Here is a 12,943-nt window from a genome sequence, read left to right on the forward strand (position 1 = left end):
CTCCGCCCCTGAAGGGAATTGAACGAAGAGAGCCTGTTCAAAACAAACTAATCAATCGATTGTTAGATCTTGCCGACCAAGTCCAGTGAAGGAGCCAAAGTCTCTTCACCTTCTTTCCACTTCGCAGGACAGACTTCGCCAGGGTTAGCCGCCACATATTGAGCAGCCTTGATCTTGCGCAGCAGCTCACCTGCATCACGACCGATACCACCGGCATTGATTTCTACGATTTGAATCTTGCCTTCCGGATCGATAACAAATGTACCGCGCTCCGCCAAACCGTCTTCTTCAATCATCACTTCAAAGTTGCGAGTGATTTGACCCGTTGGGTCACCGATCATTGGGTACTGAATTTTGCCAATGGTGTCAGAAGAATCGTGCCAGGCTTTGTGAGTAAAGTGGGTATCGGTCGATACGGAGTACACCTCAACACCTCGTTGTTGCAGCTCGGCATAGTTGTCCGCCAGATCGCCCAGTTCGGTTGGGCATACAAAGGTGAAGTCAGCCGGGTAGAAGAACACCACAGACCACTTGCCTTTCAGGTCAGCTTCGCTAACGCTGACAAAATCGCCATTGTGGTAGGCAGTCGCGGTAAAAGGTTTAACTTCAGTATTGATAAGAGAGCGAGACATAGTATTTTCCTTACAGTCATTCATGTGGTTGTTTCGTCTTGTGAACCCGTTGAATTCACAAATCTCGTTGACGGGAGCTATAGTAGGAAAACCACTGCGATTGTTAAAATCGTTACATCCGAACGTTTTAATAGGTATTCCCTATAAAACAGGCAAGAGACATCCGCAGCCGGAAAGCCAAAATAAAGACCTTTAGAATCAACTAGTTAGGAAATGACCACCGTACATGGATGGCCGAGAGGTCTCGCCAGAATGGCGAGACCGAGGGCATTAATCGCTACTGCGCTACCATCATCAGTGCATGGCCATCGGGGTCGAGGCTTTCAGAACCGGCGACAGATTCCATCTCCGCATTGTGATCTCCCCGCGAATGACCAACAGTTAGCGAACTGAACACCAGCTCAGGGGGCGCCACCGGAAGAAGATTGACTCCAGGTTGCCACCACATCAGCACCAGCGCCGAGCTGCCCGTCACTGCAGGCATCATAATGTACTCGTCGTATTGCTCAGGCACTGACAAAAAATGCGTCTGTGACCACCCCAGATACTGCAGGTAATAGTCCCGGGAAACTTCAAGATCACTGACGGAAATACCCACCGCACTCAGATAGGAATGGTCTGCATCGGGCATACCGACAAACTCAATCAGCTGGCCATCAAACCCACGCCCAAATCCGACACGCATGCCCCCGAGACCTGGCTGGGCAACAGGAGAGAGCACCAGCTCTCCACCCGCTGCGACCAGAGCATCGGCATAGCGATCAACATCCTTGACGTAAAAAACCAACTTGGCTGCACCGGTTTTTTCTGAGGCCGTTTTGGCGGGTTTTAATCCCAACAGAGCGCCACGACCATCAGCGGCTTTGAGCCAGAGCGTGTCCTCCGAAAGGGCCACTCTGCCAGCCACATCTCTGGAGGTCACACTCTGCATGTTAGCCCCTGCCTGATAGAAGGCTTTCGCCACCTGCGGATCGGTTACTGATAAAATCACCGCATCCAGACGAGCCACATCCTGTGCATGCTCCTTGTCTTCGATTGAGGTCACAGCTCTCTCCTTATGCAGACTTGGCAATATTCACAACCTGCACCTGGCAGTATTCCTTCAATCCCATCTGATGAGATTCCACCCCCATACCGGAATGCTTCGCGCCGGCAAAGGGTACAAATGGGGTCAGGTTAGGATGCTGATTCACCCAGGCTGAACCGCTCTCCAGACGCGAGGCAATTTCAGCCGCTTTGGTAACGTCGGAACTCCAGACAGAGCCTCCCAACCCATAAGAGGTGCTGTTGGCTCGCTGTATGACTTCCTCCACATCACTGAATCGGATGATTGGTAAAATAGGCCCGAAGGTCTCTTCGTCCACCAGACGGCATCCCTCTTTGACGTCGGCCACAATTGTGGGCTTCAGGAAAAAACCCTTGCCGGTATGAGTTTCCCCACCCGCAACAATGCGCCCCTCCCCTTTCTCTGCGTTGGCTTTCACTTCTGCCAGTACCGACATAACCTTGTCGTATTGCATACGATTCTGAACTGGCCCCAATTGAGATTCCGGATCCGATGCCGGACCAACTTTAACCTGACTGGCAATAAAGGCCAGGGCATTCACAAGGTCATCATAAATAGCTTCATGGGCATAGATTCGCTTGATTGCCACACAAGTCTGACCACTGTTAATAAAAGCGCCCAAAAACAATGGATAGGCCATTTTTTGCAGATCAATGTCCTGTAGGACAATTGCAGCGTCGTTACCGCCCAATTCCAGAGTGACACGTTTTAAATCTGCAGCAGCGCCCTGCATAACTCGCTTGCCTGTTTCGGTGGACCCCGTAAACGAAATCTTGGCTATGTCCGGATGCCCTGACAGCTTAGGCCCCAGGCTGTCACTGCCACTGATGATATTGATCACCCCTTTTGGCACGACATCTTTGATCAACTCTCCCAGCTTTAAGGTAGTTAACGGTGTAAAGGGAGAAGGCTTGAGTACGACGGTGCACCCTGTCATAATCGCAGTTGCCAGCTTGCCAATAGCGATCCCCAACGGAAAGTTCCAGGGAACTATGGCTGCCACAACACCCAATGGACGATGATGCAATTCCACTCGAAATTGTTCGTCATCCTGCAATACTTCCGGTTCCAGAGTGATCGCTGCTCGAGCTGCGGCGCCATCTCCCGCCATCTGCTGCACTTCTCTTTGAGCCTGACTTTGAGACTTCCCCTGTTCCAGAGACAGCAACTCTGACAGCTCCACCGCATTGTCTTTAATGACTTTGGCAATGGCTTTCAGCACCTTGCCACGCTCTTCGTTACTGCTGTAACGCCAGGTTAGAAAGGCCTGCTTTGCACAGCTCACAGCCGCATCGAGATTGGCATCGCTGGCCTCTGGTGCGTAACCCGCCACACTTTCGTCAGCCGGATTAATCACCTCAAAGGTCTGTTCGGCTGCGACCAGATTACCGCCAATCAGCATTTTAAAATCAGACACTGTTTTACTCCTTGTTAGTTAGTACATATTTTGTGTCAAAACACCTTGCGTTCCATACACCGTTACTCCATACCTCAGCTGGGAGTAGCAAAAAAAAGACTCCGAAAGCTGCATAAGCCGGATCAAAAATTGCACAACTCAAGCTTCAACGTTTACAATCGCTATCGAGCTTTGTGGGGTGTTGCCGATTCGCAACCACTCTTCATCTTGCCAATCGTCAACGAGTCAATCTGACAAGCCATCCAAGAGACACTGTCACCACTATGACCAGTCCTTCCGACAAAGACGCAGCTGCCAGCAAAACCACGCAAAAATTCCACAAAAAACGAGAGCGTATCCTCGATGCGGCCGCTGAGCTCATCAATCAGTCAGGCATCAAGGGTATGACCTTTGTCGAGGTCGCAAAACTGGTGGGTCTTAACACCACCAGCGTCACCTATTACTTCAAGCGCAAAGAGCAGCTGGCCGCAGCCGTTTTGGAACGCTCACTCACGACACTTGAAGGACTCATCAAACAAGCTAGTCAGGAGCCCGATGCCCGCTCACGGGTTCGCCAGCTCATTCGCCTTCACTGTGAACTGCGGGCCAATATTCGCCTGAATAAAACATCCCCACTGGCCGCTTTGACAGATCTCAGAGCTCTGGATGATCCTCACCGGAGTCAACTACTCTCACGCTATTACCAGCTTTTTAATGGTGTTGAAGCCTATTTCCCCAAAGCCAAAAACAAACGGGATCAGTTTTTGTTGAGCGCCCGCGCGCACATTCTTCTCAACACCATGCTGTGGCTTCCCGCCTGGTCTATTCCCTACTCGATCAGTGACTTCCCGCGTGTGCAACAACGCCTGTTCGAGTTGTTTGAAATGGGTCTTCTGGAAGAAAACCAGCAAATCTGGCAACCAAGATTGCTGACGCAGAACGATGCCGAACTGGACAACCGTCAAGACGGCATTCCCGATCAGTTTCTGCGTGCCGCCACCAGTTTGATCAACGAACTGGGCTATCGCGGCGCTTCGGTCGAGCGCATTTCCTCAGAACTCAATGTCACCAAAGGCAGTTTTTATCACCATCTGCCGACAAAAGATGATCTGGTTCGCGAATGCTTCCGCCACAGTTATCACCGCATAACGTTGATTCAGCGCGACGCCTCTACCATTGAAGGCAACTACTGGCACAAATTGTCTTCGGTACTGGCGACTTTGCTCGACATTCAGCTCAGCTCGGAATTCCCACTACTGAAACCCACGGCCTGGCAACCTCTGCCACGGGAATTGCGCAGTGATATTCAGCTGCGTACCGACCGCTATGCCCAGCGTTTTTCCAGTTTGCTGATTGATGGCATCAGCGATGGCAGCCTGCGTTCCGTCGACCCTCTGCTTACCGCTCAGGTCATTATCTACATGCTCAATGCTGCCTACGATTTGCGACAACAATTAAACGGAATCAGCCCCGAGCAGGCCGTCGAGCTTTACGCTTCGGTCCTGACCCGAGGCCTGTTTGCCTAACCAATAAACTCCCCGAATTAAAACCTGGCGGTTAAACCTAATTTGTATTGACGCCCCAGGGCATTGCCAATCAACGGATCGTAGTTGTAATCCAATCTGGCAAAGCTTGGTTCTTCATCGGTCAGGTTAATGACAGTAAAACTCATGGTCAGGTCCTCTCGCAGATCCATTAACAGGTTTAAATCTGCGGTTGCCATGGAATCGATGGTCGCACCCTGCATCAATACAGGATTACCGGCAATATCTTCACGGGTACGGAATGGCCCGTTGTCGCGATCATCAGCACGCTGATCATAATAGCCATCACTGTAATTTATGGTCAGACGTGCATTGAAACGATCACGGCCCCATTCAAGATACGCCTGACCTTTCCATTCGGGTAAAGGATAGGCACTGGTTTGAAAGTTCAACTGGCCAACAGAATCAAAACTGTCCTGCACCACAACCCCCTCCACCGACTCTTCACCCACTTCGGCCTCGATCATGTAAGTCGCTGTCAGCCCTGCCCCCAGATAACCGCTCCAAACGGATTCGACACGGTAACTGAAGATGAAATCCAAACCCGAAAAGTTTCGCTCACCGCCATTTACCCAACTGGTATTTACTCTGGAAATATTGTTCGCAGAGCAAGTACCGGCTCCCGGCACACCACCGCCATCGTTGAATTGAAAGCGTTCGCGCAAACCGTTATAGGCCGGATCAGTACAATTGGAAGCATCTGCAAACATGGTATCAACCATGCCGCTAAGAGGCTCTGTACCGATGGCATCTTCGATTTCATAAGTAAAAAAATCGACACTGCCACTGAACCCACCTTTTTCAAACATAATGCCCATTGAGTAGTTCAGAGAAGTCTCAGGCTGTAACCCCTCATTACCTGATACATCCACCGGACGGAAACTGTTCGAGATGACTTGCAAAGAGGTCGCACCGGTATCAGCCAGCTGTTGTGGCGGCGGCCCCCGAAAGGTGGTGCTCACTGAACCACGCAGGGCGATTGCATCCGACACCTGCCAACGCGCAGTAAGTTTGGGATCGAAAGTGGACCCGGTTTCACCACCGTAGTCTTCGTAACGTGCGGCCAGCTGAATATTCAGACTGTCCGTAATCGGCAACTGCAACTCGGCAAAGATCGCCCAGATATCAGAGCCGTAATCACCATCATCATTGGATCCCAGAAACCCAAGAGCACCAACGGCCGGATCACAACTGGTGTTACCGTTCACGGGGGTATCAGGACAAGGATAGACACTCAAATTATTATTATCCCCATACCTGGAGGAGTAGTTGTTGTCCCGATATTGCACACCCGCACCAAAGAGGACATCGCCACCGTCAAGAGACCAACCAGTCTCACCACTGACAGCAAACTCTGCAACAAACAGGTCCGTAGTAATTTCCGTTGTCGATTTGGCGAACATCCAGTTCAATAATTCGGGATTGTTATTGGCAGGCCCGCTACCCGTTATCGCATTACCAAACGGATTAAGCCACAAACAGTCATTGGCTCCTGGCGCTGAAAAATCACAATTGGCACCGCCGTACCCATTCAGAGCTAAATGCACCCGATCACCAAAAGCATCCCAGCCATCGTAGTAGCGTTCGTATTCGTGATACATCAAAGAGGTTTGAAATTGTATGGTTTCACTGAATTTGCCATTCAATTCTGCAGTAAAACGCATGGATTCAGATTGACGGTCGCCGCTCTGAGCTCCCAATCCATCAGGATCGCCTTCAAACATCGGGTTACCACCAACCATAAATGGACGAAACAGCAACGTCGGGAATAACGCCGCAACAGTTCCACTCGGAACAGCTCCCGGATTTTCCGCCATCAGTTGCTGAAAGCCTGGGTTACTGGCGGGCACGACAAAACCACGGCTTGAACCTCCCACAGATGCGGAAGGGGCACGGGTCAGCAAATAGGATGGCGAACTGCGATACTGAGGGTTTTCTGTTTTTCCGTACAAACCCGAGAATACAAGGCTCATGGAATCGGAGAGATCAAATTCTACTTCGGCGTAAGCTCGGAGGCGATCTTCTTCTTCAACCAATGCATCATAAGGTGTGTATTGCGTCGCACATCGGGATTGCGCCGTGACATAACCGCCGAGATTCTCACAGTCCGGATCAGGAGTCAGGCCGGCAATTGGTATGACCCCAACACCCGGGACGAATCCCAGTGGAGCAAACGTTGCCGGATTACCACCTCCCGTCCAACCACCTTCCGGATTTTTCTCATAGTCCTGAATGGCAAAGTCACGCTCGTTGGCCAGCAGTTCGGCGCGATGCTGAACATCCCCGGCAAAGAACACACGGTAGCCATCTCCCTGATGCCCATAACTGCCGGCAATGGAATAATCTCCGTCGGTATCTTCCACGTATTTATAATCGCCGGACAACTGAAAACCTTCCTGATCCGAACGGGTAATAAAGTTCACCACACCACCAATGGCATCAGAGCCATAGGTGGCACTGGCACCATCTTTCAAAATTTCTACACGCCCTATGGCAGAGAGGGGCAGCAGATTAATATCCACAAATGGTACACCCGTACCCGCCTGAACGAGACGCTTGTTATTGAGTAACACCAGAGTTCGCTGTGGACTTAAGCCGCGCAAGTTAACCGAAGCCATGCCCTCAGTAGCCTGAGCTTTACTGTCGAACTGATTGGTATCACCAATGACGCCACTGGAAACTGGCAGAGCCTTGATCAACTCTACCGCTGATGGCGATCCCAGCTTGGTCATTTCTTCGGACGTTAACACATCTACAGGCAGGGCAGCGTCCTCTGCTGTTCCTCGAATTAAAGAACCTGTGACAATGACCTCTTCCAGTAACGCCTTGTTTGTATCCTCGCCGGAGATCTGTGTGGTAGAGCTTTGGGGAATGTCTTTGTTCGCTGAGCTTTGCTGTGCCAATACCGTCGCGGATAAAACAGCTGATAACGGAACAACTGACAACAGGCTGGCGGCACGTATGAGTAACGTTTTCATTGTGGCCTCTCCCTGCATAACTTCTGCACAGTAATTTATTATAGTTTGAAGTTCTGTATACCCGATTTTCGATTTAACAGATTGAATTTATCTTAGTCAACTTGGATTTAAAGTATTTTTACTTTAAATCACTTTATTTACCATATTAGGATAAAACAAAAACTGGATTATTATGATTTGGAATATCTAGGGTCACATACCCAAAACACTAAAACAAAAAATGACAGAAAAAGAGACAGCATTGAAACCCAAAAGACAGGTGCCAGGCCCGTGACAGATGCAGCCAGACCACCCAACAGAGGACCAACCACAGCCATGGCCGTCTCAGCAGAAGAAGAAAGCGCCAAACGCATTGGCACATCCTCCCTGTCACCAAACTCCAACACCATGGTTGTGGTACTCATCAAATAACCCGACATGGCCGCGCCCAACCCCACAAACCCCAAAAGAAACTGCCCGCGTGTCTGAGCCGTAACAATACACAACAGCGCCAGAAACCAGATAGCCACTGCCGACATCAATACCAACCTGAACCCCTTTTGATCTCCCAAGCGCCCCCACAGGAGGTTTGACAAGGTATCCGCCCCCAGAAAGGCCAGCGACAACACTCCCAGCGCCTTACCATCCAAAGCCATCACCTGCCCGGCATAAACAATACAAAATGGCACAGAGATGCGACCGGCAGCCGCCAACAACTGGGCGATCAAAAAATTTCGATAACTGGTGTCTTTCAGTAATACAGGGAATTGACGCACTCGCCGGCGCAACGACACCCGCCCTCGCACCGACGGCAAGACAGGCTCACGCAGCAAAACGTACAACATCAACAACCCCAGACTGGTCAGAATCAAAGCCAACAGAAAGGTGGTACCAAAACCATTTCCCAATATATTGGCTTCGATCAGATGGACGCCAGCCCAGTAAGAAAGAACTGCAGCAACTGCACCGCCAGCAAGATTCCGCCAGGCCTGCAAACGCCCACGCTGCTCGATAGGGATGACCTTGGCCATCAAAAACTGAAAAATAACCCGCTGAGCACCATTAAAGAAACCCAGCAAAAACAGGATTACAAAACTGACCCACAACAGCGGTCGCCCTACCAACCACCACCCCACCAGTGCCAGCGCCAAAATCTGCACCCGCATCATCACACCGACAAACATGGCAGCAGGAAGTACGCGAGTACGATGTTCAATCCAGGAGGCCCCGACCACAGGCGAAAACACTGCCCCAACCTGCAACAGCGCCATACCCAGCCCCACCAGAAAGGGTGAGTTACTCAACAGATACAGATAGGCTGGCACAATGGTGGGCGCATAGATCAGCCGAAAGCCGGTCATGCCCAGCATGCCGTGAACAAAATTAGCAAGGTAGTTACTTTTTAGATTGTCCTGAACAAATTCAGCATACTGAGTTTCGTAATCCACCCCTGCCATTAATAATCACAAAGCCGGGCAAATCGATCGCGATGAAAGCTGGCATTACCCCACGCAGCTTCCAGAACGCGGGCACGCTTCAAATAAAAACCCGCATCGTGTTCATCCGTCATACCAATACCGCCGTGCAATTGAACCATCTCACGCGTCATCAAATTGAGCGTGTCGCAAGCAGTGGCTTTTGCCAGAGAAACCAGCAACGATGCATCATCGTCATCGGACTCTATTGCCGAAAGAGCTGCCTCCACGGCTGAACGCATCAATTCAATCTCACCATACAGGTTCGCCATTCGATGCTGTAACGCCTGAAAACGAGCAATAATTTCATCAAATTGCTCACGGGTTTTCAGGTAATCCAGAGTCACAGCAAAGGCCTGTGTGGCCATGCCCAACATTTCTGCCGCTGCACCGGCTCGCGCGCAATCCAGCAAACGTTGCAACAACTGCTCTCCGGGTAACTCCGCCAGGCGAGCCTCTTCCGGTAAAACCACCTGACGCAGCTCAATCTCTGCACAATTTCGGGAGTCAGCCATATGCCGGTCATGGCGAATCACGCCCTCTGTCACAGCAGGCACCCAGAACACCTCAACCCCCTGCTCTGTTCGTGCTGCTACCAGCAACACATCCGCTATACCACCCTCCAAAACAAACGCCTTGCGGCCAGACAAACTCCAACCGCCTTCGCAAACAGACGCCTGACACTCAATGCGCTCCGGATGATGTCTCGATCCTTCATCCACCGCGAGAGCCACAATTACCTCACCAGCAACAATAGCCGGCAACCACTGCTCACGCTGATGAGTATTACCCCCAAGCATCAAGGCACTGACTCCCACACCCGCCGTCAACATCAAAGGACTGGCCGTCAGTGTTTGCGCAACCTGCTCCAACACCAAACCCAACCCCAAGTAGCCGAAGGATGACCCCCCATACTCCTCTGGCACCAAAATGCCAGCCCAACCCATCTCCGCCATCTGCCGATAATGGTCTTTCGAAAATCCTCTTTGCAACCCTTCAGTACTATCGCGCAATCGGCGGAACGCTGTTACCGGAGATTGCTCAACAGCCCAGCTGCTGGCCATCTCCCTCAACATAACCTGTTCTTCAGTCAACACAGCCATTCGTTATTCCCCCTCCATACCCAAAATTCGCTTGGCGATCACATTATTTTGAATTTCGGTTGAGCCGCCATAGATCGATACCGCCTTACCCCAAAGCCACAACCTTGTTGCCGCCAACTCTTTTTCATTAAAGCCGTCACCCTCCCAACCAAGACCGCTCATCCCCATAGCTTCCAGCGTTAGCTCAGCGCGGTCCTGGGTAATTCGGGCACCTACATTTTTTAATATAGAGCTGGCGGTAGCGACACCTCCGTTTTTTGCATCCCGCATAACTCGTTGCGCAGTCAAACGAAATGATCTGGCCAACATCTCATGACGAATGATTCGCTGACGTAAATCAGGATCATCCAGTCGCCCCTGCTCATCCACCCCCACATAAAATTTGGCGATCTGCGACACACTCGGCATCACCCGATTACCACCGCCTCCGGATAAGTTTGTTCGCTCATGCTGTAATAATCGCTTACCTATGGCCCAGCCCTGATTCAGCTCACCCACCAGATTTTCCCTGGGCACTTTCACATCCGTAAAAAACGTCTCACAAAAAGGTGATGCACCGGAAATCAACTGGATTGGACGAACTTCGACCCCAGGTGATCGCATATCAATTAACAGGAAACTGATACCCTCATGCTTTCGGCTAGTATCGGTGCGCACCAACGCAAAACACCAATCAGACCACTGCCCTCCTGACGTCCAGGTTTTCTGTCCATTCACCAAAAAGTAATCACCGCAATCTTCCGCACGCGCCCTCAATGACGCCAAATCGGAGCCCGCCCCAGGCTCCGAAAAACCCTGACACCAGCGAATTTCACCACGACAGATTGGGGGTATATGACGCTGCTTTTGCTCTTCACTGGCGAATTCGAGCAAGGTTGGCCCCAACATCATCACCCCCATACCACCAATCGGGTTGTAGGCCTCAGCATTTGCCAACTCTTCTTGCAGCACAGCAGCCTGCTTCCCGCAGAGCCCTCCACCACCGTAAGCAGCCGGCCAGGTGGGCACCCCCCACCCTTTCTCCCCCATTGCCTGCCGCCACTCTTCTTGATCCGGCGACAATGGAACGCCACCCTCAATGGCCGCGAATGCATTATTTTTACCCTTTAGCGATGCCGGAAAGTGTTGCGCTATCCAGCCTCGCACTTCAGCCCTGAACTCATCGATGGCAATTTGTTTATCATTCATTGCTGCCGTCATTTCCCCTCCCCCTCATAAGATCAACCTGAAAACTTGTCTCACCACAACCTCTGAAACCGCCAAAAAACATTATCTTCGCCCCTCCCGAACTTTCAGTTCGGCAACATTGGCCTCATGACTGGCCCGATCAATCCGGTAATAAGCCAGCAAGCTGGCCCCAACGATGTACAACAAGGTAATTGCAGGAATGTAGATAATGACCAGGTTTCGAATAATGGATGGGTCCAATTGATCTGGAGTCGTGCCCTCTGGCATACCAACTGCGGCCAGTAGCAAACCCGCCACCAACACTCCCAGACCGGACACACACTTTTGCATAAAACTGTTCGCCGCATAGAAAAGACCTTCCGCACGACGGCCAGTGCGAAGACTGCTCTCGTCAATTACATCGCCAATCATGGCGTGCACCAGTGTCGCCGAGGCAATTCCACAGGTCGCGTAGACAGCCTGCAAACCAAACAGTGCGGGCAACAACCAGGGATTGTCATTTTCAAAAAACCAGCCCGATAAGCGTAAAACATAAGGCGTGACCGCCACCAAAACCGCCGCCACCGCCAACCAGAATGCCGAATTCCGCTTGCCAAAACGGCGAGAAACCATCGGAGCCAGCACCAGTGCCAGGCACGCACCAATAACGCCATCCAGCGCCAGCAACGCCAACTGACGAGACTCCAAGCCCCAGAAAAAAGTCCCGAAATACAGAGTCAGGGCACCGGTCATGCCTATGGCGGTGTACTTCAAAACACCAAACGATAAAATGGCCAGAAACCCGGGATGCGAAAAACTCTCACGCATTTGCCTGATAGTTTCCAGAAACCCCACTTTATTAACATCCGGCTGCCTGAGATAAGGTATCCGATGATGCGTTCCCATCGTCGATACCAACACGGTTACGATCATGACCAGCGCGCCAACCACCGCAAACATCAAATAACCGTCAGGGTTTAACTGCCCGACCGGATACTCTTCGGTTGGATGCAAAAAGACAAACAGGGTCAGGAATGACATCCCCAGCCCGCCCACATAACCAAAAAAATAACGGTAGCTGGCAATCGACGTTCGCTCGTCGTACTCACTGGTCAATTCCGGGGCCAACGCTGAACTGGGAATTTCATAAAAGGTAATGCAGGTGCGCACCAGTGAAGCCATCAACACCAAATAAATGAATAAGCCCGTACCCGACAAACCTTCCGGCGGCACCCACAACAGTAAAAAACTTAATGATGCCGGAATCGCAGACGCATACATTAACGGGTGCCGGCGCCCCCAACGGGTTTTAAGACGATCGGAAAACTGACCAATGACAGGATCACTGATGGCATCCACAACCAACGCCACCATAATCGCCGCCGACACCAAAGCTGCCGGCGCTCCAATCACCTGGTTATAGTAAATCAGCAGAAAACTTCGGAAAGCTACATCCTTGATGCCATAAGCAACCGAGCCCACACCATAAACAACCTGGGTGGATTTTTTCAGAGGCGGAGCAATGGACCCCGGCAAAGAGGACGACGCAGCAGCATCCACAGAAGTGCCACACTGAACGACCTTTTCCATTATTATTATCCTG

The 12,943-nt window shown here is 51.2% G+C and carries 9 protein-coding genes; 1 reads left to right on the plus strand and 8 read right to left on the minus strand.

Annotated elements, in window-relative coordinates:
• Positions 1-62 precede the first annotated feature (62 nt).
• The 3 genes from ahpC to KOI40_RS06740 form a co-directional block, all read right to left on the minus strand.
• A complete protein-coding gene (gene ahpC, locus KOI40_RS06730) occupies positions 63-632 on the minus strand; it encodes an alkyl hydroperoxide reductase subunit C (RefSeq protein ID WP_216096716.1) in 570 nt (189 codons plus the stop codon).
• A gap of 277 nt (positions 633-909) precedes the next feature.
• Positions 910-1,677 (minus strand): VOC family protein, encoded by a 768-nt coding sequence (locus KOI40_RS06735; RefSeq protein WP_216096717.1) that lies wholly within the window; start codon positions 1,675-1,677, stop codon positions 910-912.
• A gap of 10 nt (positions 1,678-1,687) precedes the next feature.
• Complete coding sequence (locus KOI40_RS06740; RefSeq protein WP_216096718.1) at positions 1,688-3,115, minus strand: aldehyde dehydrogenase family protein; 1,428 nt, start codon at positions 3,113-3,115, stop codon at positions 1,688-1,690.
• 263 nt (positions 3,116-3,378) lie between these two features.
• On the opposite strand from KOI40_RS06740, the gene KOI40_RS06745 reads away from it, so the two are divergent.
• Positions 3,379-4,620, plus strand: coding sequence for a TetR/AcrR family transcriptional regulator (locus KOI40_RS06745; protein WP_216096719.1), 1,242 nt, complete (start codon positions 3,379-3,381; stop codon positions 4,618-4,620).
• A gap of 17 nt (positions 4,621-4,637) precedes the next feature.
• Here the strand turns inward: KOI40_RS06745 and KOI40_RS06750 are convergent, their stop codons facing one another.
• The 5 genes from KOI40_RS06750 to KOI40_RS06770 form a co-directional block, all read right to left on the minus strand.
• A complete protein-coding gene (locus KOI40_RS06750) occupies positions 4,638-7,616 on the minus strand; it encodes a TonB-dependent receptor plug domain-containing protein (RefSeq protein ID WP_216096720.1) in 2,979 nt (992 codons plus the stop codon).
• Positions 7,617-7,786: 170 nt separating this feature from the next.
• On the minus strand, positions 7,787-9,052 hold the full coding sequence (locus KOI40_RS06755; RefSeq protein ID WP_216096721.1) for an MFS transporter: 1,266 nt from the start codon (positions 9,050-9,052) through the stop codon (positions 7,787-7,789).
• The gene (locus KOI40_RS06760) at positions 9,052-10,173 is read right to left on the minus strand and encodes an acyl-CoA dehydrogenase family protein (protein WP_216096722.1); all 1,122 of its coding nucleotides are present in this window, start codon (positions 10,171-10,173) and stop codon (positions 9,052-9,054) included. Before KOI40_RS06760 ends, KOI40_RS06755 begins: the two co-directional genes overlap by 1 nt.
• Positions 10,174-10,176: 3 nt before the next feature.
• The gene (locus tag KOI40_RS06765; RefSeq protein ID WP_216096723.1) at positions 10,177-11,373 is read right to left on the minus strand and encodes an acyl-CoA dehydrogenase family protein; all 1,197 of its coding nucleotides are present in this window, start codon (positions 11,371-11,373) and stop codon (positions 10,177-10,179) included.
• Positions 11,374-11,442: 69 nt separating this feature from the next.
• Positions 11,443-12,930 carry an MFS transporter gene (locus KOI40_RS06770; RefSeq protein ID WP_216096724.1) on the minus strand — a complete coding sequence of 496 codons (1,488 nt, stop codon included), beginning with the start codon at positions 12,928-12,930 and terminating at the stop codon, positions 11,443-11,445.
• Positions 12,931-12,943: the final 13 nt, after the last annotated feature.

This window comes from Pseudomaricurvus albidus (genome assembly GCF_018863235.1).
In the GTDB taxonomy this organism is placed as follows: Bacteria; Pseudomonadota; Gammaproteobacteria; order Pseudomonadales; family Cellvibrionaceae; genus Pseudomaricurvus; species Pseudomaricurvus albidus.

Excerpts from the sequence above, each read along its gene's own strand:
- ahpC (WP_216096716.1), bottom strand. The coding sequence starts at position 632 with ATGTCTCGCTCTCTTATCAATACTGAAGTTAAACCTTTTACCGCGACT.
- KOI40_RS06745 (WP_216096719.1), top strand. The coding sequence starts at position 3,379 with ATGACCAGTCCTTCCGACAAAGACGCAGCTGCCAGCAAAACCACGCAA.
- KOI40_RS06750 (WP_216096720.1), bottom strand. The coding sequence starts at position 7,616 with ATGAAAACGTTACTCATACGTGCCGCCAGCCTGTTGTCAGTTGTTCCG.
- KOI40_RS06755 (WP_216096721.1), bottom strand. The coding sequence starts at position 9,052 with ATGGCAGGGGTGGATTACGAAACTCAGTATGCTGAATTTGTTCAGGAC.
- KOI40_RS06760 (WP_216096722.1), bottom strand. The coding sequence starts at position 10,173 with ATGGCTGTGTTGACTGAAGAACAGGTTATGTTGAGGGAGATGGCCAGC.
- KOI40_RS06765 (WP_216096723.1), bottom strand. The coding sequence starts at position 11,373 with ATGACGGCAGCAATGAATGATAAACAAATTGCCATCGATGAGTTCAGG.
- KOI40_RS06770 (WP_216096724.1), bottom strand. The coding sequence starts at position 12,930 with ATGGAAAAGGTCGTTCAGTGTGGCACTTCTGTGGATGCTGCTGCGTCG.